General features: G+C 46.8%; 16 protein-coding genes and 16 tRNA genes. 28 read left to right on the top strand and 4 right to left on the bottom strand.

From position 1 onward, the window contains the following. Window positions 1-38: 38 nt before the first annotated feature. The 16 genes from GC102_RS31110 to GC102_RS31035 all read left to right on the top strand — a co-directional run bounded on the left by GC102_RS31110 (window position 39) and on the right by GC102_RS31035 (window position 1,547). Window positions 39-114 (top strand) — tRNA-Asn (locus GC102_RS31110). Between the two features lie 3 nt (window positions 115-117). Further along, window positions 118-209, top strand: a tRNA-Ser gene (locus GC102_RS31105). Between the two features lie 15 nt (window positions 210-224). Continuing rightward, a tRNA-Glu gene (locus tag GC102_RS31100) sits at window positions 225-299 on the top strand. 13 nt (window positions 300-312) lie between these two features. Beyond that, window positions 313-388 (top strand) — tRNA-Val (locus tag GC102_RS31095). A gap of 53 nt (window positions 389-441) precedes the next feature. Then, window positions 442-518, top strand: a tRNA-Met gene (locus GC102_RS31090). A gap of 31 nt (window positions 519-549) precedes the next feature. Then, window positions 550-626: transfer RNA gene (locus tag GC102_RS31085), tRNA-Asp, on the top strand. A 20-nt stretch (window positions 627-646) separates the two neighbouring features. Then, a tRNA-Phe gene (locus GC102_RS31080) sits at window positions 647-722 on the top strand. Between the two features lie 16 nt (window positions 723-738). Next, a tRNA-Thr gene (locus GC102_RS31075) sits at window positions 739-814 on the top strand. Window positions 815-823: 9 nt separating this feature from the next. Continuing rightward, window positions 824-905 (top strand) — tRNA-Tyr (locus tag GC102_RS31070). 12 nt (window positions 906-917) lie between these two features. Beyond that, window positions 918-991 (top strand) — tRNA-Trp (locus tag GC102_RS31065). A 25-nt stretch (window positions 992-1,016) separates the two neighbouring features. Further along, window positions 1,017-1,089 (top strand) — tRNA-His (locus GC102_RS31060). A 22-nt stretch (window positions 1,090-1,111) separates the two neighbouring features. Next, window positions 1,112-1,183: transfer RNA gene (locus GC102_RS31055), tRNA-Gln, on the top strand. Between the two features lie 8 nt (window positions 1,184-1,191). Next, a tRNA-Gly gene (locus GC102_RS31050) sits at window positions 1,192-1,266 on the top strand. Window positions 1,267-1,276: 10 nt separating this feature from the next. Next, a tRNA-Cys gene (locus GC102_RS31045) sits at window positions 1,277-1,350 on the top strand. 9 nt (window positions 1,351-1,359) lie between these two features. Continuing rightward, window positions 1,360-1,448 (top strand) — tRNA-Leu (locus tag GC102_RS31040). A 20-nt stretch (window positions 1,449-1,468) separates the two neighbouring features. Then, window positions 1,469-1,547: transfer RNA gene (locus tag GC102_RS31035), tRNA-Leu, on the top strand. A 163-nt stretch (window positions 1,548-1,710) separates the two neighbouring features. On the opposite strand, the gene GC102_RS31030 is transcribed toward GC102_RS31035, so the two are convergent. Continuing rightward, on the bottom strand, window positions 1,711-1,821 hold the full coding sequence (locus GC102_RS31030; RefSeq protein WP_171692914.1) for a YjcZ family sporulation protein: 111 nt from the start codon (window positions 1,819-1,821) through the stop codon (window positions 1,711-1,713). A gap of 186 nt (window positions 1,822-2,007) precedes the next feature. Here GC102_RS31030 and GC102_RS31025 point away from each other — a divergent pair, with 186 nt between their 5' ends. Further along, window positions 2,008-2,778 (top strand): class I SAM-dependent methyltransferase, encoded by a 771-nt coding sequence (locus GC102_RS31025; protein ID WP_171692913.1) that lies wholly within the window; start codon window positions 2,008-2,010, stop codon window positions 2,776-2,778. A 74-nt stretch (window positions 2,779-2,852) separates the two neighbouring features. Continuing rightward, window positions 2,853-4,067, top strand: coding sequence for an ROK family protein (locus GC102_RS31020; protein ID WP_171692912.1), 1,215 nt, complete (start codon window positions 2,853-2,855; stop codon window positions 4,065-4,067). Here the strand turns inward: GC102_RS31020 and GC102_RS31015 are convergent. Next, window positions 4,057-4,851 (bottom strand): alpha/beta fold hydrolase, encoded by a 795-nt coding sequence (locus GC102_RS31015; RefSeq protein WP_171692911.1) that lies wholly within the window; start codon window positions 4,849-4,851, stop codon window positions 4,057-4,059. The genes GC102_RS31020 and GC102_RS31015 overlap by 11 nt on opposite strands. 237 nt (window positions 4,852-5,088) lie before the next feature. On the opposite strand from GC102_RS31015, the gene GC102_RS31010 reads away from it, so the two are divergent. The 9 genes from GC102_RS31010 (at window position 5,089) to GC102_RS30970 (ending at window position 14,554) form a co-directional block, all read left to right on the top strand. Further along, window positions 5,089-5,472, top strand: coding sequence for a hypothetical protein (locus GC102_RS31010; RefSeq protein ID WP_057307726.1), 384 nt, complete (start codon window positions 5,089-5,091; stop codon window positions 5,470-5,472). Window positions 5,473-5,583: 111 nt separating this feature from the next. Continuing rightward, window positions 5,584-6,819: an MDR family MFS transporter gene (locus tag GC102_RS31005; protein WP_171692910.1), complete on the top strand. Its 1,236-nt coding sequence runs from the start codon at window positions 5,584-5,586 to the stop codon at window positions 6,817-6,819. Between the two features lie 113 nt (window positions 6,820-6,932). Continuing rightward, window positions 6,933-7,655 carry a response regulator transcription factor gene (locus GC102_RS31000; RefSeq protein WP_171692909.1) on the top strand — a complete coding sequence of 241 codons (723 nt, stop codon included), beginning with the start codon at window positions 6,933-6,935 and terminating at the stop codon, window positions 7,653-7,655. Further along, on the top strand, window positions 7,652-8,695 hold the full coding sequence (locus GC102_RS30995) for a HAMP domain-containing sensor histidine kinase (protein ID WP_171692908.1): 1,044 nt from the start codon (window positions 7,652-7,654) through the stop codon (window positions 8,693-8,695). The genes GC102_RS31000 and GC102_RS30995 overlap by 4 nt, the downstream gene beginning before the upstream one ends. A gap of 775 nt (window positions 8,696-9,470) precedes the next feature. Continuing rightward, window positions 9,471-10,826, top strand: coding sequence for a molybdopterin-dependent oxidoreductase (locus tag GC102_RS30990; RefSeq protein WP_171692907.1), 1,356 nt, complete (start codon window positions 9,471-9,473; stop codon window positions 10,824-10,826). A gap of 80 nt (window positions 10,827-10,906) precedes the next feature. Further along, window positions 10,907-11,566 (top strand): MOSC domain-containing protein, encoded by a 660-nt coding sequence (locus GC102_RS30985; protein ID WP_171692906.1) that lies wholly within the window; start codon window positions 10,907-10,909, stop codon window positions 11,564-11,566. Next, entirely contained in the window at window positions 11,563-12,174 is a 612-nt protein-coding gene (gene mobA / locus GC102_RS30980) for a molybdenum cofactor guanylyltransferase (protein ID WP_171692905.1), read from the top strand. Before GC102_RS30985 ends, mobA begins: the two co-directional genes overlap by 4 nt. Before the next feature lie 88 nt (window positions 12,175-12,262). After that, complete coding sequence (gene moaA / locus GC102_RS30975; RefSeq protein ID WP_171692904.1) at window positions 12,263-13,267, top strand: GTP 3',8-cyclase MoaA; 1,005 nt, start codon at window positions 12,263-12,265, stop codon at window positions 13,265-13,267. 21 nt (window positions 13,268-13,288) lie between these two features. After that, the gene (locus tag GC102_RS30970; protein WP_171692903.1) at window positions 13,289-14,554 is read left to right on the top strand and encodes a molybdopterin molybdotransferase MoeA; all 1,266 of its coding nucleotides are present in this window, start codon (window positions 13,289-13,291) and stop codon (window positions 14,552-14,554) included. A 91-nt stretch (window positions 14,555-14,645) separates the two neighbouring features. Here GC102_RS30970 and GC102_RS39175 read toward each other — a convergent pair whose 3' ends face one another. Both GC102_RS39175 and GC102_RS40175 read right to left on the bottom strand, forming a co-directional pair. Then, window positions 14,646-14,750, bottom strand: coding sequence for a YjcZ family sporulation protein (locus tag GC102_RS39175; protein ID WP_216628217.1), 105 nt, complete (start codon window positions 14,748-14,750; stop codon window positions 14,646-14,648). Between the two features lie 96 nt (window positions 14,751-14,846). Then, on the bottom strand, window positions 14,847-15,119 hold the full coding sequence (locus GC102_RS40175) for a stalk domain-containing protein (protein ID WP_171692902.1): 273 nt from the start codon (window positions 15,117-15,119) through the stop codon (window positions 14,847-14,849). On the opposite strand from GC102_RS40175, the gene GC102_RS30960 reads away from it, so the two are divergent. After that, window positions 15,067-15,384 (top strand): anti-sigma factor, encoded by a 318-nt coding sequence (locus GC102_RS30960; RefSeq protein WP_246321204.1) that lies wholly within the window; start codon window positions 15,067-15,069, stop codon window positions 15,382-15,384. The genes GC102_RS40175 and GC102_RS30960 overlap by 53 nt on opposite strands. Window positions 15,385-15,388: the final 4 nt, after the last annotated feature.

Genomic DNA, 15,388 nt, shown 5'->3' with positions numbered 1-15,388 from the left:
TTCAAGGAATAAATCCTTGATGTAAACAATGTTTCTATTCCCTGATAGCTCAGTTGGTAGAGCACTCGACTGTTAATCGAGTTGTCACAGGTTCGAGTCCTGTTCGGGGAGCCATATGGAGAGGTGTCCGAGCTGGCCGAAGGAGCACGATTGGAAATCGTGTAGGCGTCACAAGCGTCTCGAGGGTTCGAATCCCTCTCTCTCCGCCACTATCTTTCTAGTAAGGCCCGTTGGTCAAGTGGTTAAGACACCTCCCTTTCACGGAGGTAACAGGGGTTCGAGTCCCCTACGGGTCACCATTATTACTCCCATGGAGGCTTAGCTCAGCTGGGAGAGCATCTGCCTTACAAGCAGAGGGTCGGCGGTTCGATCCCGTCAGCCTCCACCATGATTCCTTAAGCAAGACTTGCTTTACTCGGAATCATCATATATGCTTAATGACGCGGGGTGGAGCAGCCCGGTAGCTCGTCGGGCTCATAACCCGAAGGCCGCAGGTTCAAATCCTGCCCCCGCAACCAATCTTCTTATAGAAGATATTGTACTTAGCATGGAGCTGTGGTGTAGTGGCCTAACATGCCTGCCTGTCACGCAGGAGACCGCGGGTTCGAATCCCGTCAGCTCCGCCATCTTTTTGAAAATTAAGTAAGGCTTTGTAGCTCAGTCGGTAGAGCAGAGGACTGAAAATCCTCGTGTCGGCGGTTCGATTCCGTCCAAAGCCACCATTTCTTAATTAAATAAGCCGTTGTAGCTCAACTGGTAGAGCAACTGACTTGTAATCAGTAGGTTGGGGGTTCAAGTCCTCTCGACGGCACCATTGCTTTGTGGAGGCTTAGTGAAGTGGCTAAACACGGCAGACTGTAAATCTGCTCTCTTCGAGTTCGGTGGTTCGAATCCATCAGCCTCCATTTACTTTTTCTAGGGGCATAGTTTAAGGGTAGAACAAAGGTCTCCAAAACCTTTGGTGTGGGTTCAATTCCTGCTGCCCCTGCCAAAAAAGTAAGAAACTTAATATTGTGGCGGTCGTGGCGAAGGGGTTAACGCACTGGTTTGTGGATCCAGCATTCGCGGGTTCAAGTCCCGTCGTCCGCCCATTATTACCCAAGTAACATAATGGGGATTAGCCAAGCGGTAAGGCAACGGACTTTGACTCCGTCATGCCAAGGTTCAAATCCTTGATCCCCAGTTTTATATGCGGAAGTGGCTCAGCGGTAGAGCATCGCCTTGCCAAGGCGAGGGTCGCGGGTTCGATCCCCGTCTTCCGCTCCATTATTACTAAGGCGCCATAGCCAAGTGGTAAGGCAGAGCTCTGCAAAAGCTTTACCCCCAGTTCGAATCTGGGTGGCGCCTCCACATTTATTAGCCGGAGTGGCGGAATCGGCAGACGCACAGGACTTAAAATCCTGCGGTAGGTGACTACCGTACCAGTTCAAGTCTGGTCTTCGGCACCATTATTTTTACAACTTCATATGCCGGCATGGCGGAATGGCAGACGCGCTCGACTCAAAATCGAGTCCGAAAGGGTGGAGGTTCGAGTCCTCTTGCCGGTATAACGAATAGAAAAAGCTCATGAAATCTAATGATTTCATGAGCTTTTTCTATTACTACCCAAAAATGTAACGACATAAAAAAATGATAACACGTATGTAGAAGGAGCCAGGTTCAAATGAACCGAAGCTCCTTATTTTTTGCAATATCCCTAATATATCAGGATTACCAGCAGAAACTCATAGTTACGATTACGAGCAAAATGAATAATACGAGAACAGCAGCGGAAGAAGTTCCATGTCCATATCCAACACCAGTAGCAGCAGCAACACCCATTTATGTCACCCCCCATCTGAAGGAATGCTCTCTAAGAAATCGGATGAGAGACAATAATATCCTATGGAGAGAAGCGATAATTTGATTGGGTATTTAGCCTAAAAGACGTTGAAACAGCGCTTTTAGGCGAACGCCTTTTTTCCAAAAATGGTTCAAGAATCTGAACATGAGGCGGCAGCCCCCCATATGGTAGAAAAGAGAATGATATGCCATTGTGGAGGTGTAAGTGCTATCGAGTACTTAGATATGTTAGCCAAATTAGGAGTGGGCAATGCGCATCCCGGGGGTTTTGGAGAAACGATTGAGCAATTGAAGAAGTATCCCATTGAAAAAGGGAAGCGCGTGCTAGAAGTCGGATGCGGGACTGGAAGAACGGCATGTTTCCTGGCCGAGCAAGGATGTGAAGTAACAGCGGTCGATATTCGTCCGGAAATGATTGCGAAAGCGATCATAAGAGCAGAGAAGCAAGGGGTACAGGTGCAATTCATGGTTGGGGATGTATGCCAATTACCCTTTGAAGATCATACTTTTGATGTTGTGATGGTGGAGTCAGTGACTAATTTTGCAGATGCTCAGAAAGCAGTATCTGAGTATTATAGGGTGCTTAAATCTGAAGGTAAGCTTTATGACCGAGAAGTCATCCGAATCAAAGAGATGTCACCAGGAATTCACAGGGCCCTGTGCAGCTTCTATGGGGTAAATAAAATATATAGTATGGATGAATGGCGGGAGTTGTTAGAAAAGAGCAAGTTTGACCCCGTGGACTTCTCAGGGATACATTCTTTTCCGCTAACGATGTTCGAAGATCAAGTTCAACATCCAGATCCTGTTCACTTGTCTGATAAGCAGTCGTTTATGGATCCGCGGATTTGGCAAATCACTGCCAAATACGATGAGCTCGTCAATAAATATCATCCGTATATGGGCTATACTCTGATGATTGGATCGAAGGAATAAGGGGGAGGCAAGGAAGGATTTTGGCTTCCCAATGGCGAAATATATGAGAAAGATTATCATTGGGGGCTGCTTCTTTGAACGTAGATATCATAACGGAACGAATTCCGAATCGTAAGGCGAAAGAAATCTATGAGCGAATTTGTCGTCAAACAACGGTTTCCAAAACGGAGTTGTTAGAGCAAAGTGGGATGACGGTATCTACGTTGACGCGTCTTTTGGAGGAACTGACGGTTCAAGGACTTATCCTTGAATCTGGTTTCGGTGCTTCAACAGGTGGGCGTAGGCCGATTCTGTATGAAAAGAATCCGGCCTATGCTTATGTATTTGGTTTGGAAATATCCAGAACATTGTCCAAGCTGGTTCTTGTTGATCTGGGAATGAAGAAATTGGATACTAAGAGTTGGACGATGACGGCTGAGATGACGCCGGATGTGCTGATTCGTCTTATCGTGGAAGAGGTAAAAAGGATGTTAGCGGCTCACCACTTACATTCTTCATCAGTGCTGGGAATAGGGATTGGTGCCGTTGGTCCTGTAGATCGCTTGTCAGGTACCATCTTAGAGCCGTCTTATTTTCCAGCAAAAGGATGGAGAAATGTTGAGATCTGCAGGCAGCTAACAGGGGAGCTAGGTATTCCCGCACTGCTGGATAATGGTGCTAACACGGCCATCCTAGCTGAATCATGGCATCAACGTACACAGAGCTTTAGGCATCTGCTCTATATTCATGCTGGTATTGGTTTGCGCTCCTCCATGGTTTCGGAAGGAAAGGTTATTTATGGTGCCGTCGATATGGAAGGCTCAGTGGGTCAAATGATTATTCAAACGGATGGTGTTGCCCACCGTAATACGTCAGGCAACTATGGAGCATTGGAGTCGTATGCTTCCTTATATGCCATCGAGAAGGCGGCTCGATCGGCATTAAAGCAAGGTCGATCCACGGTGTTGTCTCATTTGGTTGATGACCCTGAGCAGGTCACGTACCTGCATGTTTTGGAGGCGCTCAAAAAAAATGATCCCCTAGTTGTGGAGATCATCACGGAGGCAGCTACCTATTTCGGCATCGGACTAGCTAACTTGTTAAATATTTTGCACCCTGAGAAGGTAATCTTAGGGGGGCCGTTAATTGCGGGAGGGGAGTTGTTTTTCCAAACCGCTACGCAGGTAGCGATTCGGAAAACGTACTACTACCCCGCCTATCAGGTTGTCTTCAGCAAAGGGCAGCTTGGTGAGGAAGCCCTGGCGATTGGTGCAGCTGTGATGGTCATGGACCAGTTGGTTAGGCTTTAATGCCCTTCAGAAAATCAATCAGCAGCGCATTGAAAGCTTCCGGCTTTTCCATCGGTGTCAAATGTGAGGCAGCTGGTATGATATGATAGCTGGCGCCAGTAATCTGGTCGGCCATTTTCTTCATGACATCCGGAGGCGCGATCGGGTCTTGTTCGCCAGCGATGACGAGAGTTGGCACCGAAATAGAGCTAAGTAAGTCTACAGAGTCTTCGCGGAATGCCATAGCAAGACAAGCATGGACAAGTCCCTCAGCTGGCATCGATTCCATCACCATGCTCAAGGTATCGACGAGCTTAGGATGCGCTTCCTTTGAAGGTTCTGTAATAAGTTTAGGTAGCATAGCGTCTCTTGCCACTACGGACCCTTTTTCATAGAGAGAGACTGCCATGTTTAAACGATTCTTACGAGCCTCTTGTCCATCTGCTTCAGGACGAGTATTGGCCAATATAAGACCTGTAAAACGTTTTGGAGCTTTGCGTAGAAGTGCAAACGCCACATAACCACCCATGGAGAAGCCGCCAAGTGCGGCTTTTTCTATGCCCATTTTATCCATTAAAGTTAAAATGTCATTGGCATATTGGTCTATCGATATATTCGATTTGGGTACATCAGACTGGCCCATGCCACGTAAATCAGGTGTAATGACACGATAGTTCGCTGACAAAGCATCTATCTGTGACTGCCACATGCGATGATCCAATGGAAAGCCGTGCAGTAAAATAACAGGTGCTCCATGCCCTTTTTCTTCGACGAACTGTTCGGCTCCGTTAATATGATGTTTCATAGTTCTTCACTCTCCATTAGATAATATTTACCACGCATAAAGTCCTAATTTGCCACCCAATTGTAGTTCGAAGGACATAAAATAGGGAAAATTATCGAAAAAGTTATGTCTTCATACTTTCATTATGGTTAACTCATACTTCTTTAACATTTCGTTGGTATTCTCTTATTATACCTTTAGTTAGTAACCATTAACAGGCAGAACGAAACATTCATTTTACGAAGTGGGGTTATTAATATGACTAAAAAACCTTGGTCCACACAGGAATTGGACAAGTTGATTCGCCTTTCCTCTGAGTGTCCTCCAGTTGTAATTGCTAGAGAACTATCTCGTCCCGTAACTTCTGTACGCAAAAAAATGCGCGAAATTGGAGTAAGTTATGTAACCGGGGAGCAGTGGAAAAAAAGTCAAATTCAGTATCTCATTTCGGATGAGGGCACGACGTATAAAAATAAACATAACCTCACACAAGCACCCAAAGAAAATGAATTCGAATCTCCTGTTCTAGACGAATTCTGGACAACACTCGTGAAAATGGCCAGAGTTGCGAAAAAGAGGGGGAAAAGAGTAGATGTCCTCTCATTTATCGATACATACCGCAAAATTCGTATTGGCGGATAATTATATAGGTAATCATTCATAAAAGGTGAAATCCGTTATAACGAGATTTTACCTTTTTCTTTTGCTCAAATAGCCCTAAACTGAGAAGACCAATAACATCTAGGAGGTTGTATGCACAGGATTCCATTGTTTTCATTGATTAGCAAGTATGATACAGCGATATGGGTTCGAGTCGTTGGGACGATTCTAACTTCATTAGCCGGATTTATGATGAGACCTTATTTGGTTTATTATTTGTATGACAAGCTGGATGGTTCTATTTTCTTATCTATGTTGATTATCGGATTGCAGCCGCTATGCGGAATTTTCGTGAATTTGTATGCTGGAAGCTTGAGCGATCGTTATGGACGGAAGCCGATGATGCTGGCTGCGCTTATTATCCAAGCTTTTGCCATTGGCGGTTATATGTTTGCCAGTCACGTTTGGGAATTTGCTGTCATTTCGATTATTAACGGCATTGGCCATGCTATGTTTGGACCAGCTGCTAATGCACAGATTGCGGATGTTGTCCCGCAGGAGAAGCGCGCTGAAGTATTTGCTCTGCTGCACACCGCATTAAATATGGGTTCAGCATTTGGACCGCTGATTGGACTGCTTTTATTCACCTGGAATCCGACAATTATATTTTTGACTTGCGCGGTTGCTCTCTTTGCATACGCAGGGTTGGTCGTCTTGAAGGTTCCAGAGACAATGCCTGTGAAGAGCGCCGCGGAGCTGGAATTGTCTAAGACAAAGCCGAAAATCAGATGGCGGGATCATAAGCCGCTCCTTTGGATAACGCTACTAGCGATGCCGGTATCGCTGTTATATGCTCAAGTGGAGTCTACGTTCCCACTGCATTTACAGCAGCATTTCGAGAATTATAAGACTGTTTTTGCTACCATTATTACTTTCAATGGATGTGTCGTTATTGCACTGCAAATATGGATTGCCAAGCGTACTGAGCACGTTTCCGCCTATTTGGTAGTCGCAGCATCCTATCTGTTGTTTGCGATTGTGTCAGTTGGTTATGGATTTGTACCTATCTTTGCCATACTCCTTTTTGTTGAACTTTTATTTACCATTGGTGAAATGTTAAATGGTCCCCATATTCAGAAGGTGATCTCCGTTATTGCACCAGAGGAGCATAGAGGTTGGTATTTCTCCGTGTTCGGTATGAATTGGCAGCTATCGCGTGCCATTGGGCCCATTCTGGGAGGCTTGTTATTCAGTCACTTTGGCGGGAAGATGATGTTCGCCGTCTTAGCTGCCATCATTCTCCTAGCCGGTATTGCTCAGTCGCGATATATTCGAAGTCTTAATCACAAAAAAGAGGAGCCTATTATCGAGGCTGCTTTGCAAACCTAAAGGACTGAAGCTCCCCGCAATTTGGGGAGCTTTAATACTTTTGTAATACATACGTAAGCTTCATTTCATTGCTCTGCGGTATAATAGAATGAATGCTTGAGGAGGTATGCCGTATGGGTTCACTCGTTCTCGTGGTGGATGATGAAACGAATATTATTGATGTGTGCACCGTCTATTTGCAGCGAGAGGGGTACCAGGTTATTTCGGCGGTGAGTGGCGACGAAGCCATCCGCTTATGGCGGCTGCACAACCCGCATCTGATTGTTCTTGACCTCATGATGCCGGGCAAAAACGGCTGGCAAGTGTGCGAAGAAATTCGCAACGAGCAGGATGTGCCCATCATCATGTTGACGGCTCTAGGCGATGAAATGGATCGCCTCATGGGGTTAACGATGGGCGCAGACGACTACTTGACGAAGCCATTCTCGCCGCGCGAGCTGGTGCTGCGAGCGAAAGCGATTTTGCGGAGGCAGCAGCGCGGCCAAACGGAAGCGGTTAACGGTGCAGGCGCTGTGCCACCTGCGCATATCATGAAGTTTCCGGGGCTAGAACTTAATGTGCTGCACCGGAGTGTTCGGGTGAACGGGAAGGAAATCGAGCTGACCGTGAAGGAATTTGAGCTGCTCCACCTGTTTGCAGGGCATCCGGAGCAAGTATTTTCACGCAATCAGCTCCTAAGTAAAGTGTGGGATATCGACTATTATGGCGATACAACAACGGTCACTGTCCACATTCGCAGACTGAGAGAGAAGATCGAGCCCAATCCCTCTCAACCACGATATATTAAGACCGTATGGGGGATTGGCTATAAATTTGAGGGTAGGGAGCCATCATGAAGCTTCGTATTTATTTGCTCATCGCGAGTGGGGTGAGTACGGGTATTATTTTGCTCACCTTGTTTATATGCTACCGATATATGTTATTGAACTGGAAAGACGTTGTCCTGTTGACGACGGTAACTCTTGGCGCAGCGAGTGTATCGATGCTCATCCATTACTTCATGACGCGCCCCCTTGAGAAAGCCATTCATGCGATTACGGAGGAAACGACGCATATTTCGGAAGGGCATTTTGAGGGACAAGTGCCTCAGATTGGACCTGCTGAATTCCAAAGACTTGCAGACCAATTCAATCGAATGACGGGCAAGCTGAATGAAAGCTTTCAGAAATTGCGAACCGCTGAGGCATCCCGTAAAGAACTCGTAGCGAATGTTTCTCACGATTTGAGGACCCCAATGGCGTCCATTCAAGCATTCGTAGAAGCTTTGCAGGACGATGTCATTCAAGATAAAGAAACGTTTGAACGGTATCTACAAACCATCCGGCTTGAAACAGGACGATTAGACGGACTAATTCAAGAATTATTTAAGCTGTCGCAGCTGGATGCTGGAGGAACTGAATTTGTTCCTGAACGCTACCATGTCGATCACTTGCTGTTAGACGGTTTGCAAAGCTTGGCTTTTCAGTTGGAGGAAAAACAGCTGCAAGTGGACGTCGACATGCCTGATCGATTGCCACCGGTGGCGATTATGCCCCAGGAAATGAAGCGGGTTCTTTCTAATATTTTGGATAACGCTATACGGCATTCACCTGTCGGTGGGACTATTGAAATTAAAGTTGAGCAGATCTCAAAGCAGTATGTGCAGCTTTATATTCAGGATCATGGTCAAGGGATCGAGGAAGAGGACAGCAGTAAAGTTTTTGATCGCTTCTATCGTGCAGATCCATCAAGAACTCGAGCAAGTGGAGGCGCAGGCCTCGGACTTGCGATTGCCAAATCGATTGTTCACCTGCATGGAGGAACGATTGGCGTTGATAGTCATACGGGTGATAAAGGGCAGGGGAGCCGATTCTGGTTTACGTTGCCGATTTATTAGTGGGGTAGAGGCTGGAAGCGGCAGCAAGATTATTGTCGAGCCAGGATATTGCAAGGAGCCAAGTGAGTACGAGTAAACCACATTTAGACCATAAGTAGTCCAAATATAAAAAGCATATAGACTGCAAGTGAAACGTATATGGACCGCAAGAGGGATTTTCCCTTCTTGTGGTTTTTTTGCGCGGGTGGGGGGGCTTTTGATTCTAGGCGCAGGGGAGGTTGGGGCAGATTAGGATGACTGTATGATTGCTTTTTCTGCTTGTAAGCCGGTAAGTTGTACGGCGTACAACAATTTCCTTGGATTCTACCTTCCAAGACAGAGATGTTGTATGTTGTACAACAATTTAGGCGTATTTCATCCAAAGTGGCCAATATGGGGCGGAATTGTTGCACTTTATGCAGCATTTGCAGAGATAAGGCTAGATATAATTGACTATTGTTGTAGTTAATACAACTTTGCTTGTGTCTGGGCACCGTTTGGAGGGGATTTGAGACAGTGTCTATCATCGTTACTTAGGTCACCATCGGATTTTAATGATTTGGAAGCCTGGCATCTAATGGTGCTTGTCTTTTTTTGTTAGTCAATTGTAAGTATTTAGTGAGATAGTCAAATATGTATATAAACTAGCCCCCATCGACACGATGTAAGTGGAGTTTGGGGGTTTCTTTTGGTTGATAGCAATGCGAATATTAGCGAATTTGTAAGTCTTTTTTAATATTTATACGTTATGATAAGAATAACGGAAAGATCGTAAATGAATGAAGGTGGTGACGGTATGGATTCAAAAAGAGGATGGCTGAAGCAATCTTTTGGGAAGCGATTGAATGCGATTCATAGCTGGAATGCGTGGATTTTGCTGCTGCTAACTGTGACTGGCATCGTTCTGAGTATAGGTGCGATTAGGGGAGATCTAGGGAGCTTCCGTGTGACGATTAAGCAGCTTCACATTTATTTGGGTGTCGCATCGATTCTGCTCATCGCGCTTTACGCGCCAATGATTCGGAAGCATTGGCACCAGATTCGCGCGCGCCGTAATCAACGCGCGAATCTGGTGTTCGTCCTTGCGCTCCTGATTGGCTGGGCCGGATCAGGGGTAATTTTGTGGCAGTTCCGCAATCTGCCACCGGCTTTGAACAATTCGGCACTCTTCGTGCATGACCTGCTCACCTGGGTCGGAGTGCCGTATGCCGTGTACCACGCCATCTCGCGCAGCAGATGGCTTAAGCGCCAGCAGCGGCTTGATCAAGCCGCTGCCACGGCAAGACCGCCCGCTGAGCAGGCGGTCCAAACCCCAGCCGCCGCCAGCGCTATCGCAGCGGCGCCGAACCAGGCGCCCGGGGCGACAGAGGACGCCACGGCTAGGCGCACAGCAGCGCAGGCGGTCATCGCCGCGCTGAAAGAGTCGCCGATCACACGCGCATCGTTCCTGCGGATAGCTGCAGGACTGCTGCTCGTGATCGCGATCGGTCCCGCCTTTTATCGCTGGATAAAAGGCGCATTCGATACCGGCGGCTCCACGACCGCCGAATATATTGCAACCGACGGCAACCGGATGCTTCCGCCGCCGGCGCCATTGCCGGACTCCGCCGCTGTTGTAGGCGGAGGAGCGCAAGGGAATTTCCGTATTTATACCGTTACAGAAATTCCGGCTTTTTCCTCGGATACGTGGAAATTCGCGATATCCGGACTGGTTGATAACCCCAGTGCATGGAACTGGGAAGAGTTCTTGAAGCTGAAGCGGACTGTGCAGGTTAGTGATTTCCATTGTGTGACCGGCTGGTCCGTTTATAAATGTACATGGGAGGGCATCCCGCTTAAGCAATTATTAGCCGCTGCTGGTGTTCAAGCCAAAGGGAAATATGTGAAGTTTTATTCAGGAGATAAGGTATACACAGATGCATTGTCCCTAAGCCAGGCAAACGGGGATGATATTATGGTCGCTGTGCTCATGGATGGTAAGCCCATTCCTCAAAAATTAGGTGGACCAGTCCGACTAATCGTTCCTCAAATGTATGCCTACAAATCCGTCAAATGGCTCCAAGGGATCGAGCTCATCGAGAAGGAGCATTTGGGCTACTGGGAAGTAAGAGGTTACGATAACGATGCATGGGTAGATAGATCCAAAGCGTGATTTACTTGTACACACGTAAGTTGGCAACTGACTTTCCAGGAGGATTTTGGTATAGTTAATACTAAAAAACTTGCTCGGAAATGAGGGACATTACGATGGAAGTCGTATCTGTGAACGTTGGTTTACCACAAACAATCATGTATCAAGGGAAAGAGCTGGTTACGGGTATTTATAAATATCCGGTCAGCTCATCTTTGTATATATCGAAGACACAGTTGGATGGAGATGGGCAAGCGGATCTGACGCTGCATGGAGGAGCTGACAAAGCGCTATGTGTGTACCCAGAGGAGCATTACGCTCACTGGGAGCAAGTGCTAGGTCAGAAGATGGAAGCAGGCACGTTTGGTGAGAATCTTACGGTACGTGGTTTGCTCGAAGATCAGGTCTGCATTGGTGACACCTACGCGATTGGTGACGTAATCGTTCAGGTCTCGCAGCCTCGTCAACCTTGTCATAAACTTGCGAAACGTTTGGATTGGGTCGACGCTGTCCTCCAAGTACAGGAAACAGGCTATACTGGCTACTATTTGAGGGTTCTTAAAGAGGGTGAAATCTCTAAGAACACACAAGTGAGGCTTATCGCCAAAGATGAAGCGGGTGTAACTGTTGCCCATGCCAATCAAATCAAGTATCACGAAAAAACGAATATAGAAGCTGCTCAGCATATTGCAGCCTTACAAGCATTATCGGCAAGTTGGAAACAATCCTTCCTTAAACGGTTAGCGGAGCTTGAAGTATGATCACAGGCGTTATTCTTGCCGGGGGCCTCAATCGCCGTATGGGAGGAAGGTTAAAGGCCCTTCTCCCTGTGCAAGGGCAGCCCTTGCTTCTTAAGCAGTTGAAGGAAATGTCGAGCATCTGCAAGCAAGTCATTGTCGTAACCAATGAACCTGAGGTTTTGCTGCCTCACTTGTCTTCGGTTCCCGATATAGACGTACAATGTATCACTGATCAATATGTACAAAAAGGGCCCTTAAGCGGCATTCATGCCGCCTCTCTGATCGCAACAGAGCAGCATCTGTGGATTGTGGGCTGTGATATGCCTTTTATTTCTGCCGAAGCGGCAAAGGCAATGGCCATTTTATGCCAAGAAGCTAATTTGGATGCCGTTATTCCTGTGTTGGACGGTCGCGTTCATCCTCTCCATGGCATATATTCAAGATTGGTTGGTTCCGAAGCAGAGGTGTTGCTGGAGCAAAAGCAGTATCGTTTAATGGGGCTGCTCGATCTTATGGACTGGAAGCCTGTAGAGAATGATTTTTTTGAACAGCAAAATATCCCTACCCATTTCGTAACAAATGTGAATACTCCGGAAGAGTATGAGCAAATGTCAGCTAATCTACCATAAGAGTTGTTTTTCCAGATAGTTCTCGCTAGGGAATCTAGGATTTTGTTATAAATTATGCCATAATGTACATAGAGAGAGGTGAACTCCTATGCCGAAGCTACTTATGGATCGATTCGGACGGATGCACGATTACTTGCGAATTTCTGTTACAGATCGTTGTAATCTGCGCTGTGTATACTGCATGCCTGAAGAAGGAATGGAATTTGAACCGGATGAAAAGCTGTTAACTTTCGAGGAAATTACTGAAGTTGTCCGTGTGCTGGCAGGACTTGGTGTTCGTAAGTTGAGATTAACCGGCGGAGAGCCCCTTGTGCGCAAAAACTTGGAGCAATTGATCGGTATGCTTTCTCAAATTCCCGGAATTGAAGATATTGCTCTGACGACGAATGGGATTTACTTTGCATCGAGGGCTGAAAAGCTTCGTGCAGCAGGGTTAACCCGTGTTAATATTAGCTTGGATTCATTGAAAGCGGATCGGTTCTCTTTGATAACCAGAGGCGGGGATATTCATCGTGTTCTGGCTAGCATTGAAGAAGCTTACCGTGTGGGCATCACCCCAATTAAGCTCAATGTAGTCTTGATGAAAGGCATTAATGATGACGAAATTGAAGACTTTTTGCAAATGACGATTGACCGTCCTATTCAGGTTAGGTTCATCGAATATATGCCAATCGGTCATCAAGACGAAGATTGGAAAAGCCGCTATTTATCCCTGACCACGGTCTTAGATCGCTGTAAAGCGAAAGGGTGGAATGCTTCTGCCTCGGACGCGGTTTATGGAAATGGTCCCTCTCAGAACTTTCGAATTGACGGAGCGTTAGGCTCATTTGGCCTCATACATCCGATTAGTGATCATTTCTGTGAAACCTGCAATCGTCTGCGAATAACAGCGGATGGCAATGTGAAGCCATGTCTATACTGGTCGGATGAATTTAATGTGCGAAAATATATCGGAGATGACTCTGCGATAGAAGATTTGTTCTTCCGCGCTTTGGATATCAAACCACAAAATCATGAGATGGCCCAGGCACTGATGAATGAAGAGCAGTCCCATACACCAACACTTCGCCGGATGTCGCAAATTGGCGGTTAACCTTAGGAGGAATAGACGCTAGTGAGCAGCGATAGTAAGCTTAAGTTTGGGCGTAAAGTGATTTCGGTTGAGGAAGCCCGAAGCCTGCTTTTCGAATACGTTAAACACACACCAATAGAGTCAGTTCCGCTATCTTCCGCTTTCGGTCGAAGGCTGGCTGTGGACATAGTTGCCGATCATCCGGTGCCCCATTTTCGCAGATCAGGTGTTGACGGGTATGCCGTATGTTCAAAGGATATTGAGCAGGCCACACCAGAAGCTCCTGTTGTATTGCGTGTTATAGAGCGAATTCCAAGCGGAACGGTTCCTCAGCTTACCATCCAATCCGGTACGGCTGCTCGAATTATGACGGGAGCCCCTGTACCTGATGGTGCGGATGCGGTCGTAATGCTGGAGATGACGGATTCCCTGCAAGATGCGGGAACGAGCTCCTACCATGTGAGTATCAAAAAAAACGTAACCGCTGCAAGCAATATAACACCAATAGCCGGTGAAATCGGTTTAGGGGATATACTGCTTGAGCAAGGTACACATATTGGGCCTGGCGAAGCGGCGATATTAGCTACTTTCGGCTATTCGAATGTATCTGTTTATCGGCAACCAAGGGTCGCCATATTCTCAACAGGTTCTGAGTTATTGAATGTGGCAGAAGCGCTGCAGCCTGGACGAATTCGCAACAGTAACAGCTACATGCTGGCGGCGCAGGTGGAAGCTGCTGGTGGATCCGCGGTTATTATGCAGGCGCTTTCGGATGATGTGGAGGAGGTGGAGGCGGCGCTGCAGGAAACTTTCCCCAAAGTCGACTTAGTCCTCACATCCGGCGGTGTTTCCGTTGGCGATTACGACGTCCTTGTTGATGTCTTTGGACGATTTGAGGGCAAGCTGTTGTTCAACAAAGTAGCCATGCGGCCAGGCACTCCCACGAGTGCAGCCCTATGGAACAATCGATTGCTGTTAGCTTTGTCCGGTAATCCGGGCGCTTCATTCGTTGGTTTTGAGCTGTTTGCCAAACCGCTGATTAAAGCGATGGCAGGGTGTCGCTCCCCTTATCCGAAAGCGATCACGGCTCAGCTGGACGTTGATTATGATAAAGGCTCCGCTTACCCGCGTTATGTCAGAGGAACGACGGATGTGGACAACAATGGGTGTCTGAAGGTTAAGCCATCAGGTATTGATAAGTCGAGTATCATGGTTTCTATCAAAGACGCGGATTGTTTGATTTACTTACCTGCTGGAGGTAAGGGGTTCGCAAGAGATGAACGCGTAATTGTTTATCCTATCCAATAAAGATGGCCTACCTATCGCTGAACTTCCGTTAAGAAGTCGGTGAAGGTAGGCCAATTTTATAAGAAATCAATGTGTGAGGCATTTCAATCCATTAGTAGAACGTGGCAAGAATAATGACAAGCAGAACATAAAGGACAAGAACGACTCCTGCTGAACTTCCGTATCCTGGAGTTCCACAACCAGCTGCATATGACATAGTATCCCCTCCTGTGTATATGTTGTAGGATGAATCCCTATATAACAGCATATGACCGGGGGGCATTCGTTGATTGGACATATGCCCTGTTATTCATTAATGCGAATGCGTACCCATCGCTACTGCTTTGGTTAATGTGACAGACCAGTCAGCATCATTCCATTTAACATCCCAGCCAAGCAGCTCCGTGATGAAACGAAGCGGAACTTGCGTGCGGCCGTCTCTTAATACAACATTCGCTCCGATTTTCTTTTTCATACCGTTAACTTCCATTTCATCTTTTTCAACCCGTTGCTTTCCCACATGAAGGGGGCTGTTGAGCAGTACGGCAAAGGAAATCGTTGCAAAGGGACTTGCCACGATTGTCATCGATGCGAAGGGGACACATTTGCTCGTTCAAGCGGAGCAATTGCCAGAGCTGAAAAATAATGAGGCTTATCAAGTGTGGTTGATTAAGGGGAAAGAAACCCCTGTGAATGCTGGCACTTTCATGACACATAATGGTACAGGCGGGTTATATTACACATTTAATCCGAATAATTATGACACGATTGCCATTACGTTAGAGCCCGATGCTCATGGTGTCTTGCCGAGAGGAAAGCCTGTTCTAGCAGCCGCTTTGTTAAAAAGCTGATCTA

The organism is Paenibacillus germinis, assembly GCF_013141785.1.
GTDB lineage: Bacteria > Bacillota > Bacilli > Paenibacillales > NBRC-103111 > Paenibacillus_E > Paenibacillus_E phytorum.
The sequence above is the reverse complement of the archived record's forward strand: the minus strand, read 5'-3'. Positions and strand labels throughout refer to the sequence as shown.